Genomic DNA, 16,766 nt, shown 5'->3' on the forward strand with positions numbered 1-16,766 from the left:
TCCCGGCAAACGCTCGTAGATATTTCTGGATATTTTGCACGTCCTGGATATATTCTCAGTTTGAAAGATTAAATAAAGAAAACCTTGGCCAATAAAAAGTATGACGCGGTAGTAGTGGGTTCGGGGCCCAATGGCCTGGCAGCAGCCATCCGGCTGCAGCAGCAGGGGCTTGGGGTGCTTTTGATGGAAGGTAAGCCGACCATAGGAGGGGGCATGAGGACCCTTGAACTTACCTTACCGGGTTTTGCCCATGACATTTGCTCGGCCATCCATCCCTTGGCGGTATCTTCTCCGTTTTTTAAAAAGCTTCCCTTGGAAAAATTAGGGCTTGAATGGATACACCCACCGATTTTGGCTTCACACCCATTGGAGGAGGGAGAAGCTGCGCTTTTACTGACATCACTCCAAGATACCGCCAACAGATTGGGTAAGGACAAGGAAGCATACCTGAATACATTTGGACCTATGGTGGAGGATTGGGAAAAGTTGTTGGGGGATTTTTTGGCCCCGCTTAAAATCCCCAATCACCCCATCTTGTTGGCAAAATTTGGCCTGAAAGCCCTGAGGTCTGCAGAAGGACTGGGAAAATCGGTCTTTCAAACTGAAAAAGCCAAGGGATTATGGGCAGGAATGGCGGCCCATGGCATGATGCCCTTGAATAAAATGACCACTGCTGCCATTGCCCTCGTCTTGATGTCGTCAGGCCACCACAAAGGTTGGCCCATTCCCAAAGGCGGTTCCCAATCCCTGGCCAATGCCTTGTTGGATCATTTCAAAAATTTGGGAGGGGAAGTTCAAACCGGTCAATTTATCAGCAAAATGGATCAGCTACCGACCCATAAAGCAGTGGTTTTCGACCTTACTCCCAGGCAGCTGATGGACATAGCCGGGGATCAATTCTCGCGACTTTACAAGTGGCAGCTCAACAGATACCGCTATGGCATGGGTGTTTTTAAAATGGATTGGGCTTTGAAGGCGCCGATTCCATTTCTCAATATGGAAACCAGAAAAGCCGGAACGGTTCACTTGGGTGGAAAATTGCAGGATATTGCCGATGCCGAAGCCCAAACCTGGCAGGGAAAGCATCCCGAAAAACCCTATGTTTTATTGGCCCAGCAAAGCCTTTTCGATCCTACTCGCGCCCCGAAAGGCCAGCATACTGCCTGGGCCTATTGCCATGTACCCAATGGCTCCACCCGAGACATGACGGAGGCCATCGAAAATCAGGTGGAAAGGTATGCGCCGGGCTTCAAGGATTTGATTCTGGCCAAAAGTACCTTCAATGCCCAGGAGATGCAAGCCTACAATCCCAACTATATTGGCGGGGACATCAATGGGGGAGTATTGGATCTTGGGCAGCTATATACAAGGCCTGCCCTGCGAATGTCTCCTTACCGAACTTCCGCCAAAGGCATTTACCTCTGTTCTTCCTCAACTCCTCCCGGGGGCGGTGTGCATGGCATGTGTGGGTTCTATGCTGCGGAAAGGGTAATCAAGGATTTTTTTATTTAAACTTAGGCATGCTATCCCATACAAAATATTTAACATGGCTTCTGAAAGTTCCCTTCTGTGTTTACATGGGAAAGTGTCTGCATATAGTCACATTTCCTTTTGAGACCCCCTGACAAATTCAGGAAAAAATCACCTTACCATCTCTGGAAAAACTTTACTTTGAAAGACGTTTTAAACATTGAATATTTTAACGAAAAATAAATCCTATCAAAAACATAGGAAATATAGGAAATAAGTAATTTGTTTTTAAATTTACTCCAACAAAACCGGTTTTTCAGTGAATTGGATTTTTTTTCCGATTAAATCATATTAAACTGGTAGGAATAGAATGATCAATTATAATTTCGGGAAATACAAACCACCAATTATTAAAAAAATCTTATGAAAAACTTCTATGTGACCATCATTCTGGCTTTGATTTTCACCAGCCGGGGCTTTTCCCAAGAAACAATCAGAGGTTCTGTAAAGGATAACCTGGGTTTACCTGTATCAGGTGCCACGGTTGTTATCAAGGGAACCAACGCCTACGCCATTTCTGATGGAGACGGCAATTTTTCTTTGCAGGTAATAAAGCAACCCCCATTAACACTTGCCATTAGTTTTGTTGGCTTAGAATCCAAGGAATTGAAATTTGACCAAATTCCTGCACAGCCAGTGGAGGTTTCTCTTAAAGAAGAAGATCTGCTGGTGGAGGTGGTCATTACTGCCCGAAGGAGACAGGAAGAGATTCAATCGGTACCCATCCCTATCTCTGTGGTCAGTGGGGCAAAAATTGAGGATGCTGGGGCATTCAATGTCAACAGGCTCAAGGAATTAGTGCCAACTGTACAGCTGTATTCATCCAATCCTCGAAATACCACCCTGAATATCAGAGGCTTGGGTTCTACTTTTGGCTTGACCAATGATGGCATTGACCCAGGTGTGGGCTTTTATGTGGATGGGGTCTATTTTGCTCGACCTGCGGCTACTACTTTGGACTTTATCGATATTGACCAAGTGGAGGTATTAAGGGGACCACAAGGAACCCTGTTTGGAAAGAACACCACTGCAGGAGCCTTTAACATTACCACGAGAAGACCCCAATTCACACCAGGCGTGGCGTTTGAAAACAGCTATGGCAATTTTGGATTTATCCAAGCCAAAGGCTCAATCACAGGTCCCTTAAATAATAAACTTGCCGCAAGGTTGTCTTTTTCCGGAACCCAAAGGGATGGTGTGTTGACGAACGTGGTCACCCAAAGAGGAGAAAACGATCTGAATAACATTGGTTTCAGAGGTCAGCTTCTTTATTTGCCCAGCGATAAGGTAGAGGTGCTTGTGGCAGGAGATATTTCTCAGCAAAGGCCGACAGGTTTCGCGCAGGTAGTTGCCGGGGTGGTGGAAACCAGAAGGGCGCCATTTAGACAATTCAATCAGATCATTGCTGACCTTGATTATACCTTGCCATCCAATAATGCGTTTGATCGGCTGATTGACCATGATACACCATGGAGATCCGACAATGACTTAGGAGGCTTGTCAGTCAATGTGGATGCGCAAGTAGGGCAAGGAACTTTTACTTCCACATCAGCTTGGCGATATTGGAAATGGGGACCGTCCAACGACAGGGATTTTACTGGACTTCAGGTGCTTTCACTTTCCCAAGCCCCATCCCGACACGATCAATGGTCGCAGGAATTCCGATATGCCGGTGATTTTTCCTCCAAGCTGAATGGGGTAGTTGGGGTATTTATACTTGGACAGGATTTGAAATCCACCCCTTACCACACAGAGGAATCCGGGATTCACCAATGGCGTTTTGCACAAAACAACCAAAATCCATTGTGGCAGACCCCTGGGTTATTGGAAGGTTATGGAATACGCACCACCAATAGACTCCAAAGCTTCAGTGGCGCTGTTTTTGGCCAATTGGACTGGGCGGTGACTGAGAAATTCAGAATCTTACCAGGACTTCGATATAATTATGACACCAAAAAGGTGAATTTTGACAGAGAAACCTATGGAGGCTTGGAAACCGATGATCCTGAACTGATTGCTTTGAAAAATTCAGTTTATAACAATCAGGCATTTGATGCTGAGGTGGATGAATCCAATTTTTCCGGTCAATTGACCCTGGCTTACCAAATCAACGAAAAGATCAATACGTTTGCTACCTATTCTGCCAGCTTCAAGCCAGTAGGTATCAATCTGGGAGGTTTACCCAGAGAACAGGGAGAAACCATGATTGAACTGGCCAGGGTAGAACCGGAATATGTGACCCATTATGAGTTAGGTGTGAAAACCAATCCCAATACCAGATCTACCCTGAACCTAGTCTACCACCATACCAACATCAATAATTTCCAGACATTGGTCCAAACCCCAGACCTGGGGGTAAACAGAGGCTACTTGGCGAATGCTGAACAGGTTCGTGTTCAGGGAGTGGAGGTCGACCTTAATTACAAGCTTAGCAGAAACTTTTCGATTTCCAGTGCATTGGCCTATACAGAAGGGATTTATGTTTCTTTCACCAATGCCCCAGTACCTCTGGAAGAAGTGGGCGGAGAATCCTTCAAGGACATTTCAGGGGGAAGACTTCCGGGTATTTCCAAATGGGCGGGTTCATTTAGTGCGGAATATTCCAAAAACGCCAATTTCTTGGGCAAATCAGGAAAAACCTTCTTGGCCATCGATTCATTCTTCAGGTCAGAGTTTTCTTCCAGTCCCTCTCCTTCTCAATTTTTGAATATCGATGGATATGGCTTGGCCAATGCCAGATTGGGTTTCAGAACGGATGCGGGTTTTTCGGTATTCATTTGGGGTAGAAATATCCTGAATAAAGATTATTATGAACTGCTTCTTCCAGGTGCCGGCAATTCAGGTCATTATGCAGGGGTACTTGGAGATCCGAGGACTATAGGGATCACCTTAAGGATCAATTTCCAATCAAATCCTTAATGTCTGACAATCAAAAGAGGAGTATTTCTTTCATTTATCAAAAGGGGTTTATTTAAAAGAAAGTAGGCCCTTTTTGATTTTTATAGAATGGAACATTTATTTGGGAAGCTGACCATAAGGATACGTAAATATCCTACAATATCAATAGGATTTGTTGGATATTAAGTTTTTTGACCATACTTTTGAAAAAATCTAAGTTCAAGAAGAATCGAAAACATGGAAAAAACGATGTTGAGGCTTAAAGAGGAACCATTTTGGTTGGTATTTTTTGGGGTGAGCACGATTCTTTTGGTGCTGATTACCATCAAATCTTTTTCAAACATTGTTTCCTTTGAAAACTTGGATTATGAAATGTTTTTTTGGTTTTTACTGGTAGGCTTTGTGGCGCAGACCATCGATGGGGCTTTAGGTATGGCCTACGGAGTGAGCTCCAATTCTATACTTTTGGGCATAGGTATTCCACCTGCAATGGCCAGTGCATGGGTTCATTTTGCTCAGGTTTTTACCAGCTTGGCTTCAGGCTTTTCTCATTTAAAGCTGGGTAATGTAAAGTGGGACTTGGCCAAACGGTTAATGATTCCTGGTGTTATAGGGGCGGTAACTGGCGCGTATTTTTTGTCAAACATTGATGGCAATGTCATCAAACCGTTTATTGCTGCCTACCTTTTTGTCATGGGGTTGATCATATTGAGTAAGGTTTTCAAAAAGAATGAAAGAGAGTTTGACAGTGAAGCCAAATCGCTTCCCTACCTTGCGGGAGTCGGGGGTTTTGCTGATGCCATCGGCGGAGGAGGCTGGGGTCCCATCGTCAATTCCACGTTGATGGGCAGAGGGCAAATCCCTAGGTTTGCCATAGGTACTGGAAATTTTGTAGAAATCTTTGTTTCTTTGGCCAGTGCTTCCACTTTTTTGTTTTTTATTAAGGAATTGAGTTTGGCTCCGGTTATGGGTTTGATTTTGGGAGGGATTGTAGCGGCCCCTTTTGCAGCCATCATCTGCAAAAAACTAAACCCAAGAATTCTTCTGGTGATGGTTGGTCTTTTGATTATAGGCTTGAGTATTCGGACATTTTATCTTACACTTTAGGTGTAAAATTTTAGAAATAGCTGGTTGGCATGCTAGGTTTTTGTACTTTCGAAATGAAATTTAAAGATCTGTATGTTATCCAAAAGAACAAAGTACGCCATCAAGACCATTCTGTACCTGTATGAGAACTATCAAGGCAAGCCGATTTCTGCTAAAATCATTTCCGAAAAGGAAAACATACCTTATAAGTTTCTGGAAAATATCCTTCGAGAATTGAAAACCCATCAAATCGTCAAAAGTCTTAGGGGAGCAGAAGGGGGCTATTCTCTGGGCAAAGATCCGCATGATATCTCCATCGCCCACATCATGCGGGTCATAGATGGCCCCATTGCCTTGATTCCCTGTGTTTCAGAGCGGTTCTATGAGTCTTGTCAAGAATGTACAGATGAAGAAACCTGTAGGATTCGAAAATTTTTTGCTGGCTTGCGCAACGAAATGCTCCCCATATTGGAAAAGTCTGTCGTAGACCTCGCTGAAATGAAGTAGAAGATCGTTTTTTTGGGCAACAAGAATTTTTTTTCAGAAAACCCTATAAATATTATAGGGAAATTAGGATAATAAAAATCCACTCCTTACATTTGAAGCATAATTGGTTATGGTCCAATGGAAAATAACCGGTTTATAAAGAATAGGGGAGAGAACGGGCTCCACGAACCTATAGCAACCCACTGAAAAGTTACAGTACGGTGCTACATCCCGCCTAAATCTATAAAGGAACTATAAATACGGCTAAAATGATTCAAAATCGAACCTCCATCCGAAACCTACCTTGTTGTAATTCAGAGAAATACAGGGATTTTTAAACCAATTTTAAACATTTAAATTTCAATGCCATGTCATCATTATCAAGTTACCCTTCATCATCTGAGCGAATTTTTTCATTTCAGAAAGTCAGCAGAAAAACCAGCGAAAATCCTCAGCCTGTAGTTCTGGATTATTTGTTGGAAAGTGCCCAAGTTACAGTCATAGAAAACACAGCATTTGATTTCCCGAATTTCCCGGAATCCAATAAAATCTTCAAAGTCATTTATTTTGAGCTGAGCGATGCTTCCAAGGAATTGAAAGGGTTGTTCCGCGGCTTGTTTAGTCTTGGAAAACCCAAGGGAGTCATATTGGAAGAAATCAAAGAGAAGGATCAATTTGTGGTAAAATACTATGAGTCAGATGCCCAAGTAGTAAGAACATATTTATCTGGAATTTTTTCATTGGTGGAGGGAGAACAAAGGTTCAAGTCCTTGCTGAAAAAAATCATCATCAATCAGGAGAAATTCCGAAACGAAGAGGCTTTATTGCAAAAAGAACTGCTTGCCAGCTAAAAGTTTTGCGTTTAATTCGCATGTCGAGAGGGATAGAGTCTATGGGGATTTTATCCCTCTTTCATTTGATTTCCCAATAATAAAAGCAATTTTTGCATTGGTTTTTCCATTTCTAATGCAGGCATCGCAATGAACAAATACCAGGATCTGATCCAACAGACGTTTGATTTTCCGACCAAAGAATTTCATGTCGAAAAGAATGAGCTGTTTTTTAACGGGGTGAATCTAATGGAGATCATCAAGACTTATGGCACACCGCTAAAGCTGACCTATCTACCCAAAATTTCGGAAAGCATCCAAAATGCCAAGACTTATTTCAACAATGCGATGCAGACCCATGATTACAAGGGCAAGTATACCTATTGCTATTGTACCAAGTCCTCCCATTTCAGCTTTGTCTTGGATGAAGCATTGAAAAATGACATCCATATTGAGACCTCTTCCACCTTTGACATTCCTCTGGTGAGAAGCTTGTATGAAAAAGGTAAAATCAGCAAAGAAACCTACATCGTCTGCAATGGTTTCAAACGGGAACTCTACAAACGCTACATTACAGAACTGCTCAATGACGGATTTGTCAATTGCATTCCGATTTTGGACAACCTGGCCGAAATCGATTATTACCTAGAGCATGTCAAGGTGCCCTTTCAGGTAGGCATCAGGATCGCGGCAGACGAAGAGCCCAAGTTTGGTTTTTATACCTCAAGACTGGGCGTGCGGTACAATGACATCATCAAGCTTTATGAAGAAAAAATCAAAGGCAACCCCAAGGTGAGCCTAAAAATGCTGCATTTTTTTATCAATTCAGGCATTAGAGATACGGCATATTATTGGTCAGAACTGACCCGATTTATCCAAAAGTATGTGGACCTGAAAAAAGTCTGTCCCGAATTGGATACCATGGATATCGGCGGTGGTTGGCCCATCAAGACCAATGTATTCTTCGATTATGACTATCAGTACATGGCGGATCAGATCGTGAAGAACATCAAATGGATGTGTGCCAAGAACCATACCGATGAGCCCCATATCTTTACCGAATTTGGCAGTTATACCGTAGGTGAAAGCGGTGCGGTCCTTTATTCCATTTTGGACGAGAAATTGCAGAATGATAAAGAACTATGGTACATGATAGATGGGAGTTTTATCACCCAATTGCCCGACAGCTGGGGTCTGAATCAAAAGTATATCATGCTGGCAATCAACCGCTGGGATGAAGAATACCATAACATATCGCTGGGAGGGCTTACCTGTGACAGCATGGATTATTACAATTCTGAAGCCCATCAATTCAACATCTATCTCCCCAAAATTGAAAAAGGGCGTACCCAATATGTGGGATTTTTCCACACTGGAGCCTATCAGGAGTCGCTAGGGGGCTATGGAGGCATTCAGCACTGTCTGATCCCTGCACCCAAACATGTCATCATAGACCGGGAAACCGACGGCTCGATCAAGCACTGGCTCTTTGCACCGGAGCAAAGCAGTGAAAGTATGATGAAGACTTTGGGGTATTGAAAATTTGATACTTTATATATATCAATCAATAGATTTACTTTAATGTGAACAGTATTCTTTTGTAAAATTAATTTGCTTAAGGTGAAAAATTATTTTCTAACAATATTTTCATTCCTGATTATTGTACAAAATGCTTTTTCTCAAACGGATACATTAACTGTAAAGGATGAAATAAAAGTAAAGAATTGGAATAATCTTCCTTACTTTATGGATGACCTGATGTTAATAGTGGGGTTAAATAGGGGAGGAATTCATTTCAGCAATGAATTTAAAGACCTTAGTTTTGCATCAGGCTACCAAATTGGTGTTGAAGGATTTCTACCACTGGGAAATATTACATTTTTTGATTACGGGATTCATTTCTCAAATAGAAATTTTATTCATAATCCACAAGATATATTGTTTGAAAGTTATTTCTTGGATTTACCCATTTACGTTTCTTTTAGTTTACCTGAGTTAAGGTCTATTGATTTGAGGCTTTTATTGGGTGCACAATTTAGTTCCCGGCTTGGAACAAGACAATCTAAACCTTATGTTCTCAATGATCCTGAAATGTTCTATTACATTCCCTCTCAGTTTAAAAATTTTGATTTTGGAATGACCTTCGGTTTGAGTGGAGAAGTTGGGGATTTTTATGGTAGGCTCCGAGGATATGTAGGTGCTAACAATTTTTACAGTCAAGAGCAGGGTGCTTACAGTGCATTTTCCATAGAAATGGGTTATTTTATATTTAGAAGATATAGAAAATATTGAACAATGAAATTTTGGTTTTCCATATGGGGATTAATTATCACAAGTACTGCTGTTCTTGGCCAAGCTACAGAAGTATACCAAGGAAGTACCGTGTATTTGGGAAAATATATAGGTGACGAACACTATGAATTTGTTTTTGATGATACCGTTAAAATAAAAAATGGCTTTTACACTTTTGAATCTAGATTAATCACAGAGGCATTTACAGGTGAAATAAACCAACTGAGCGTAGATGGCCGTTTCAGAAACGGTAAATTCGATGGCGTTTGGGATTATAAGCTGCTGGAACTTCAACTGGAAATTGAAAAATTGAATTTATTGAGAAATGTAACTCTTTCTTACGAAATCAATGGTTTTGAAAGTTCCACCAAGTTCAATTTTAACGAAGGTTTAGCGAATGGTTTATGGTTCGTTGAAAATAGGAAAATAGAAAGCAATAGAAGGTTAAATGAACAAAGAGAATGCTTTCTTTCTTTTGATCAGGGTCTTGCTGTCGGAAATTTTGGTTTTGATAGTTTTTCAGGCACAGGCAAGGTTACTGGAGATTTGAATGAGGAAGGATTTTTAGAGGGGCAGATTACCTTCGAATATATCGAGGATGGCCATGCAATTAAAGAAATCAGAGAATATAGCGATGGGTTTTTGCTGAAAATCATTAAGTATTCCCAAGAGGACAATGTGTTGCTTGAAGAGCTGATTTATGATGATGTGATGGATCAGTTGGAAAAGAAAAACGGAAAATTTGAGGGTATTGACTTTACAATTAGTGAGGAGGGGTTTGGCATACTGTTTCAAAATGGATACAATGAAGAAGACCCAAAATTGACTACACAAAAAAACGGGAATTCGATTTTGTTTGATTTGATCAGCAGATTTGAGCGGTATTCGGATAGAACCGATACCTTAGAGAGTAAACCACCCATCTACAACTTTACCAGAAGGTTCAAATTCGTCTATCCAGAAACTGACGATAGTCTGACCAATGTATTGCAGCCGGTCTTGAATTCCATGGTAGAGGAATACAATGATTTTTTATCCAATCCAAGGATCATACTGAACAGGCAAAGGATAGATTCCTTGGATTACATTTTCGGTTTTATCGACCAATCCAGAAGAAATGTAGATAGGCTGATCGACGTGGTGGATTTGATGAAGGAGGGCTATTTTGATTTTCTTTACAGACCGAATTATTTTCCAAATGGGATCCCCGGTTTAAATAGGCAGAGAAACTTTATCTATGAAAGCAATGGAGGAGAAGTTGAAGCACCTTTTGACATAGGTGTCTTTATAGATTCTCCTGATGCCTTATTGGAACAGATGGTGGTCTACACCAAAACCCTTCAGGCTAAAACTGACGACATGTTGTCCTACCTCAGTAAAGAAATCAGAATATTTGACCAACAGGCTACCATTGATACCTTGGATTTACAAATTGTTCAAAAGAAAGCCAAAACAGATGCACTTTACTCTTATTTCAGTATCATTCCTGAGGGAAAAAAAATTGAGGACATGCCTTTGGATTATCGATTGTATAGGATCATCACCAATAATCTGATTCAGGATCTACAGGCTGAATATTTGGATGAGGAAAATTTTGACACTAAAGTCAGCTTAGGCGAAGAGATAGTATGTGTATTGGAGTTTTTTGAGGACAATTTGAACAATATCAAAGAAATTGAAAATATGCCGGATGAACTGGATAGAAAATTCACGAGGTATAGTCCCAACCCTTTCTTTGAACGGGATATAGAAACTAAAATTCTTCCAGCTATTTACCAAAAGGGTGCCGTAAGATTGTATGAACATTATTTGGATAGAATGTTCGGATCCAGAAGCTGCGAGGAAATAAAAAGAAGATTTAATAGGTTTGGAATTTTGAATTCGAGATTGTTAGATCTTTCTTCAAGAAGTGATGAACAAGAAGTTCAACGGCTCGATCGGGCCTTAAGAAGAGAAAATGTCCCAACTAGAATTGCAAGATTATTGAACCTGTAAACATGAAAGCATTCATTTTCATTTTTATTTTGTCAAGCATAATGATTTGTTGTTTTGAAGAACTCCATGCTCAAAGTGATAGGGAGTTTTTGGATAACCGTATCATGTATACCAAATACTATATTTCCGATTTTTTCAATGATACGACCAAATGGGCATGGGAAGCAGATGTTGTGTATCGAAGACAGAGTCAATTGGGAGAAAATGATATTTGGGATGCACCATTAAGAGTGAGTATCAGACCATGGATTGCTTATCAGTTTACCAAATTAACAAGGGTAAGTTTGAATCCGATAGGGGTGTTTTATTCGGCACCCAGATATCCCTTGGAAACAGATCTCGATCGGCCATTTGAAAGAGAGGTAAGAACTACGCTCCAAATCAATAATTATGTCTATTATGGCAGAGTTAATTTTACGCACAGGCTTAGGTTTGAATCCCGATGGAGGGGCATCGACAATGAAAATGGTCCCAACCATAATTTTCGTTTTAGGTACAGGATCAGAACTCGGATACCTATTAATACAGACTATTTTTACACCAATAATACCTATTACATCTCTCAATATTCTGAAGCCCATATTGAGTTTGGTAGAGATTATGGAACCAATTATTTTTCCCAAAACAGAAATTATATCGGATTAGGTTACCGGTTCTGGGAATGGACAAGGATTGAATTGGGTTACATTGTCCAATTCAATACCAGAGGCAACAACAGGGAAATAGATTTATCCCGAGGGCCAATGTTCTATTTGTTTATGGATATTTTAAGTCGGAACAAAAGAAGGTATAATTATAGTTTTTAATTTAAAACACAAAGGTTAATTTGTAAAATAAAATGCCTTATCCTCCTTCATAAATAACATTATAAAATTATACTATAGTATTATTAGTTTAATTAATTCAATTTTTTTGGGATTATTCTTTTAAAACGTTTATTTAATTTAAATTTTTCTAAGAAAATTAAGTCATTTTTTCAAAAAAGCGGGATTAGTGGTGTCAAAACCAATAAGTAATTTTAAATTTGCTTTATCTATAAAATCTCCTAAAAATTTTCTGCTTAAGTATGAAAAAATTATACTTTGTAATTGTTTTTTTTCTCCCATTAGTATGTATTAGCCAAACAACATATAAGGGAAAATACGTGTTCAATGGGGAAGAGGGGGATGCTGAATTTCAGTTTAGAAGAGGACAGGATGACAAATTGATTAAAGATGGATTTTTTGAATTTTTTAGAAAGTATGTTGATTCGGTAGACCAAACCACCATCTACAGAACTGAGATCAAGGGTAGGTATTCCAATGACATTAAAACAGGCAGATGGGTATATGATGTCGAAAAACATAAAGTTTTTTTGGAAGATGTAGTCGATTTTGAAGTGGTCACTGATTTGGAAAGTGAAGAAGCCAACCTGACGGCACATTATGAACGAGGATTGCCGCACGGATTATGGGATTACAAAGAAAATGTATTTACTAGGAAAAGGCTTGAGGCAAAAGCTAGTGCAACAGAGGTTCAGTTCGACGAGGGGAAAATCATAGGCAAATTCCAGTACAAAACCTATGAAGAGGCCAACACCCATTACATCATAGGAGAGGTGGATGAGGACGGGATCATGGTAGGGGAATGGACTTTCGTGTATGAAAAGGATGATAAACTAATCAGTGAGGTTCGGAACTATGAAATGGGTTACCTTTTGGGATTGGTGAAAAGAGACCTTGGCAATGGCGATTTGATTGAGGAGTTGGTTTATTTTCCAACGATAGATAAGTTGAACTTGATCAACAACAACCAAAATGAAGGTTTTGAGGTTGCTGACAAGACCTTCAGTTTTGTTTTCAATGATGGGTTCAAACAAAGCTTTCAAGAATACCAAGCCCAAGTGGACGGTAATGAAATGATGGTCGAATTCACCAAAAAAATCCTCCGATTTGAAAATGATTACATCAATTCCGATGGAGAAATTATCAAATATCCTTTCAATACCAAAAGGTTTAAACATGACCTCACCAAAGAAGAAGAAAGAATAGTTGCTGAACTTCCTGATTTCTTCGGGGAACTTGAAGATAAAGTAGAGTTTTATGCCACAAAAAATGCGCTGTACCTAAACCGCGGCAAAACTGATTCTTTGGCTTTTGCCTATCAGTTTTTTCAGTACTATGATGAAAAACTCGACCAATTGGAGGAGTTGTTGGATATTTTCAAAACAGGAGAAGCAGAATACATCGATACAGAATACTATATCAGAGAAGGTCTGGAATTCATCACACCTACCGATGCCATACAATATGAGTATGGTGGGGAGGAGTTGGAAAGAATTCTAACCTATGAAATGGGTGACGAAAAAGGACTCTTTGAAATAGTGTATGCTTATCTTCAGATGAACAAGGCCTATGTCGATCAAATAGGAACCTACGTGGAATCTCAGGTTTCTTTGATAGAACAGGATGAACAATTGCAGGAACTTGAAGCCGGAATTGCCGGCAAAAAAGCCAGTGTTGATTCCTTGTACGTAAATTATCAATCCAATAGGACAGAGGAAGTGGCGATGATGAGGAGCCTTTACCAAAATATCCTTAACAATGAATTTAATCGATTGAGTGAAAACTATGCGCAAAAAGAAGGGTATGCTGATAGGTTACCTGCTGCTGAAAAGATGTTGGATTTGCTCAATGAGATGGAAAGATTACATGAAAGAATAGGTGCCATTTATCCAAACAATGAAGATCTGGATGATTTATATCAAGAAGAGACCTTTAATCCATTCACTTATACCCGTTACGATCAGAGGACCAAAGAACGGATTTATATTAATGGAGCTGAAGTATTATTTGGCTACTATGTAGATCAATTGAGAAATGAAAACGACTATACCCAAATCAAAGAATGGGTTAGGAAACTTGAAAAACTGGATGAAAGGATGATCGAATTAAGAACAGAAGATACAAGACGTTTAGAAAGAAGGCTTAGAGGAAGGGTTTCTCCGGATAAGGTAGAGTCGCTTTTTGATTTGTAAAGTATTTAGATTTATGAATTTGTGTAAATTAATAAAAAGAGCAGGTATATTACTGTTCTTTTTCATAGTATCGATTTGGAACGCAATGGCTCAAGAAGAACCCTTTATTCCGACTGAAAGAACTAACCTTGCCCCAACTACAGAATCCTGGAATGGTCTTTATCTAAAATTAAGACTTTCAGACAGGGTATTCTGGTACCAGGAGAATCATTACAGGAGGAGAAATGGAATAAATAACCGGAGTGATTTCGTCGGAAGAATGAGTCAGATTTACAATCGATTTGGATTTACCTTTCTTTTCACGGACCAATTTGAGGTAACTGTAGGACCTACCTTGGTTTGGAATTTTACTCCAAATCCTGACAACCCTGATTATGTTAATTCAACTCTGGAACCTAGGATATGGCACCAATGGCTTTTGACTCAAGGTATTGGAAGTGTCAAAATACTCCATCAGTTCAGGTTTGAGCACAGATGGAAAAGAGACAATTTAATTGGTGCGGAATACCTATATACTGATCGTTATCGGTATAAAATCACTGCATACATCCCTATCAACAAGCCTAGGATGGAAAACAAAACCTTTTTCCTGGCCCCATCCAATGAGATATTTTTTGAAACCGGAAAACACATCGTAAATATTCTGGAGGAAAACAGGGTATATACAGCCATAGGTTATACGTACAATAACTTTATGTTTTTTGGCGGGCATATGTGGACTTATGGCCCAACTGCTATACCCGGCACTTATAGAAACAGACACATCATCAGACTCAATGTGATGTACACCATTGATTTCAGAAACAAGCGTTTGCCGGTTACAAGAAGTTTACCATCCCTATAAACTGAAGAAAATGAAAACCAAAAATTTAAAACTAGTTTCCATACTTTTCATGATGTTCTTGGGCTTTAACGCTGCTCAAGCCCAGTACCAGGGTCAGTTTAGGTTACAATACGCTGCTGAATTTACAACAGTGAATAATGTTTTGTTTGGCAATAACCTGACAGGAGAATATTTTCCGCTTGATAAAATCTCTTTCTCTCCCAATTTCTCCATATACACACCTGCCACCGGCAAAGCCAGTATGCTGCACCTTGATGCCAAGTACTATTTCACTGAGGAAAATATTCAATGGTATGGTTTGGTTGGTTATGGATATTTCCGAAGAAGGTTTGAGTTCAATCCGGAGAATCCACTGCTAAGAGTAAGTTCTGTGAATGTGGGTACCGGGGTCATCATCCGCTTGATTGATGAATTGGGATTGAACCCTGAATTCAAATTTCAACCCCAAAACAACGGTGAGTTTTTGATTAAAATTGGCCTGCTTTACTTTATCAATTAATAACAATTGAAGTCGGTCAATATTGGAAATACCTACCTTTCAAATGATCCAAGGAATTACCTGATAAATCAAAATATTCTCCCATACAATCCGCGGTCATGCAGCTATGTATGGGTAAAATTCCAAGCACATCTCCCACCTTGACTTTTTTCATCAATTCATCATTGGCCTTGATGATGCCATGTTCTTGGGATATGCTTTTCAGAAAAGAGGGATCCCCTGCTATTTCCCATCCTTTTTCGGCCAAATGGACCACTTCTCCATAACACCTCCCCCCATCGGGACCTATCAGCACGTCTTTGGAGAGATGCACCCCACCGCCATGAACCAGGATTTCTCCCCTTTCCTTCTGTATGTCTACCACCGGCACGGCCAAGGCAATGGCAATGTCCTTTTTCCGGCAGCTTCCGATGCGTGCTTGAGTGAGGTCATAAAACATAAAATTCCCGGGCCCGATTTCATCAATATCCCCGAATTCATCAAACATGGAGCAAGTTGGCGTATCGCCGGTCCTTGTGATCAATTCCGGAAATTCTGTCCGGTATTTGTCTTTGAGCATTTGTAAAGCAGCTTTGTTTTGCTCATGAATGACTCGTAAGCCTTCTACAGCTGCATGGTAACTGTGACCGGCATGGATATAAAAACCTCTGAATCTGAGTTTGTCGGATGAATTTGCTAGGCGTAGCATGGCTTCAATTTTCCCAAAATCCGAAACCTTGACTCCTGTACGTCCATATCCTGCATCTATTTCTATGAAAAAAGATATTGGGTACTCCAGCTTTTCTACCAGCATCAAGGTAGTTTCCTCATTGACCAATTGGATGGATAGGGGCTGTTTTTTAGCCAGTTCATGTAGAGAAGGAATTTCCAAAGGATTGAAAGGAAAAGCGATATGGATCTTTTCCCAACCTTTTTCTGCAAAGTAAGCCGCCATTTTCAAAGAAGAAACCGTAATTTCCTTTACCCCATAATCTTTGACCCATTCCCCTATTTGGATGGATTGGGGGGTCTTGAAGTGAGGGACCAGCCTTAGGCCGTTTCTTTTGGCTTTGTCCGCCATTCTTTTCAGATTGGCCCTGCAGATTTGTTCATCGATCAATAAGGTGGGGCTGGTGATGGGAAAAGGCAGGTTCATGGTTTTGAGGGCAATAATTAGTTGTCATTTTTATTTTAAGCTCAATTTAAAAAGGAAAATGTATTTAAAGTGAGCGAGGGTAAATTTTTGGTGTTTAAGGGAAAGAAACCCGGTTAAGTTAATTGTTTTTTTCTTTTGGCACTTGATTTTAATTT

The 16,766-nt window shown here is 40.1% G+C and carries 13 protein-coding genes and 1 riboswitch; of the genes, 12 read left to right on the forward strand and 1 reads right to left on the reverse strand.

The window, feature by feature from the left end; genetic code table 11:
* Window positions 1-84: 84 nt before the first annotated feature.
* From H1A14_RS01765 to H1A14_RS01820, 12 genes are all read left to right on the forward strand, one after another.
* Entirely contained in the window at window positions 85-1,512 is a 1,428-nt protein-coding gene (locus H1A14_RS01765; RefSeq protein WP_194774478.1) for a phytoene desaturase family protein, read from the forward strand.
* A gap of 381 nt (window positions 1,513-1,893) precedes the next feature.
* Window positions 1,894-4,449, forward strand: coding sequence for a TonB-dependent receptor (locus H1A14_RS01770; RefSeq protein ID WP_194774479.1), 2,556 nt, complete (start codon window positions 1,894-1,896; stop codon window positions 4,447-4,449).
* 216 nt (window positions 4,450-4,665) lie between these two features.
* Entirely contained in the window at window positions 4,666-5,535 is an 870-nt protein-coding gene (locus H1A14_RS01775; protein WP_194774480.1) for a sulfite exporter TauE/SafE family protein, read from the forward strand.
* A gap of 72 nt (window positions 5,536-5,607) precedes the next feature.
* Window positions 5,608-6,021: an RrF2 family transcriptional regulator gene (locus H1A14_RS01780; RefSeq protein ID WP_194774481.1), complete on the forward strand. Its 414-nt coding sequence runs from the start codon at window positions 5,608-5,610 to the stop codon at window positions 6,019-6,021.
* 130 nt (window positions 6,022-6,151) lie between these two features.
* A riboswitch (SAM riboswitch) is annotated at window positions 6,152-6,261 on the forward strand.
* Window positions 6,262-6,368: 107 nt separating this feature from the next.
* Entirely contained in the window at window positions 6,369-6,851 is a 483-nt protein-coding gene (locus H1A14_RS01785) for a hypothetical protein (protein WP_194774482.1), read from the forward strand.
* A gap of 129 nt (window positions 6,852-6,980) precedes the next feature.
* Complete coding sequence (locus H1A14_RS01790) at window positions 6,981-8,369, forward strand: arginine decarboxylase (RefSeq protein ID WP_194774483.1); 1,389 nt, start codon at window positions 6,981-6,983, stop codon at window positions 8,367-8,369.
* An 81-nt stretch (window positions 8,370-8,450) separates the two neighbouring features.
* Window positions 8,451-9,122: an outer membrane beta-barrel protein gene (locus H1A14_RS01795; RefSeq protein ID WP_194774484.1), complete on the forward strand. Its 672-nt coding sequence runs from the start codon at window positions 8,451-8,453 to the stop codon at window positions 9,120-9,122.
* Between the two features lie 3 nt (window positions 9,123-9,125).
* Window positions 9,126-11,117 (forward strand): hypothetical protein, encoded by a 1,992-nt coding sequence (locus H1A14_RS01800; protein WP_194774485.1) that lies wholly within the window; start codon window positions 9,126-9,128, stop codon window positions 11,115-11,117.
* Between the two features lie 2 nt (window positions 11,118-11,119).
* Window positions 11,120-11,923: a DUF2490 domain-containing protein gene (locus H1A14_RS01805; RefSeq protein ID WP_228527491.1), complete on the forward strand. Its 804-nt coding sequence runs from the start codon at window positions 11,120-11,122 to the stop codon at window positions 11,921-11,923.
* A gap of 260 nt (window positions 11,924-12,183) precedes the next feature.
* Window positions 12,184-14,133: a hypothetical protein gene (locus tag H1A14_RS01810; RefSeq protein WP_194774486.1), complete on the forward strand. Its 1,950-nt coding sequence runs from the start codon at window positions 12,184-12,186 to the stop codon at window positions 14,131-14,133.
* An 85-nt stretch (window positions 14,134-14,218) separates the two neighbouring features.
* Complete coding sequence (locus H1A14_RS01815; protein ID WP_228527493.1) at window positions 14,219-14,977, forward strand: DUF2490 domain-containing protein; 759 nt, start codon at window positions 14,219-14,221, stop codon at window positions 14,975-14,977.
* Between the two features lie 10 nt (window positions 14,978-14,987).
* Entirely contained in the window at window positions 14,988-15,476 is a 489-nt protein-coding gene (locus H1A14_RS01820; protein WP_194774488.1) for a hypothetical protein, read from the forward strand.
* A 16-nt stretch (window positions 15,477-15,492) separates the two neighbouring features.
* Here H1A14_RS01820 and H1A14_RS01825 read toward each other — a convergent pair whose 3' ends face one another.
* Complete coding sequence (locus tag H1A14_RS01825; RefSeq protein WP_194774489.1) at window positions 15,493-16,611, reverse strand: alanine racemase; 1,119 nt, start codon at window positions 16,609-16,611, stop codon at window positions 15,493-15,495.
* Between the last annotated feature and the right edge of the window lie 155 nt (window positions 16,612-16,766).

This window comes from Pararhodonellum marinum (assembly GCF_015354735.1).
Taxonomy (GTDB): domain Bacteria; phylum Bacteroidota; class Bacteroidia; order Cytophagales; family Cyclobacteriaceae; genus Pararhodonellum; species Pararhodonellum marinum.

What these genes read in the sequence shown, in the direction of transcription:
- H1A14_RS01770 (WP_194774479.1), top strand. Translation starts at nt 1,894, where the DNA reads ATGAAAAACTTCTATGTGACCATCATTCTGGCTTTGATTTTCACCAGC.
- H1A14_RS01775 (WP_194774480.1), top strand. Translation starts at nt 4,666, where the DNA reads ATGGAAAAAACGATGTTGAGGCTTAAAGAGGAACCATTTTGGTTGGTA.
- H1A14_RS01780 (WP_194774481.1), top strand. Translation starts at nt 5,608, where the DNA reads ATGTTATCCAAAAGAACAAAGTACGCCATCAAGACCATTCTGTACCTG.
- H1A14_RS01785 (WP_194774482.1), top strand. Translation starts at nt 6,369, where the DNA reads ATGTCATCATTATCAAGTTACCCTTCATCATCTGAGCGAATTTTTTCA.
- H1A14_RS01790 (WP_194774483.1), top strand. Translation starts at nt 6,981, where the DNA reads ATGAACAAATACCAGGATCTGATCCAACAGACGTTTGATTTTCCGACC.
- H1A14_RS01800 (WP_194774485.1), top strand. Translation starts at nt 9,126, where the DNA reads ATGAAATTTTGGTTTTCCATATGGGGATTAATTATCACAAGTACTGCT.
- H1A14_RS01805 (WP_228527491.1), top strand. Translation starts at nt 11,120, where the DNA reads ATGAAAGCATTCATTTTCATTTTTATTTTGTCAAGCATAATGATTTGT.
- H1A14_RS01810 (WP_194774486.1), top strand. Translation starts at nt 12,184, where the DNA reads ATGAAAAAATTATACTTTGTAATTGTTTTTTTTCTCCCATTAGTATGT.
- H1A14_RS01815 (WP_228527493.1), top strand. Translation starts at nt 14,219, where the DNA reads ATGGCTCAAGAAGAACCCTTTATTCCGACTGAAAGAACTAACCTTGCC.
- H1A14_RS01820 (WP_194774488.1), top strand. Translation starts at nt 14,988, where the DNA reads ATGAAAACCAAAAATTTAAAACTAGTTTCCATACTTTTCATGATGTTC.
- H1A14_RS01825 (WP_194774489.1), bottom strand. Translation starts at nt 16,611, where the DNA reads ATGAACCTGCCTTTTCCCATCACCAGCCCCACCTTATTGATCGATGAA.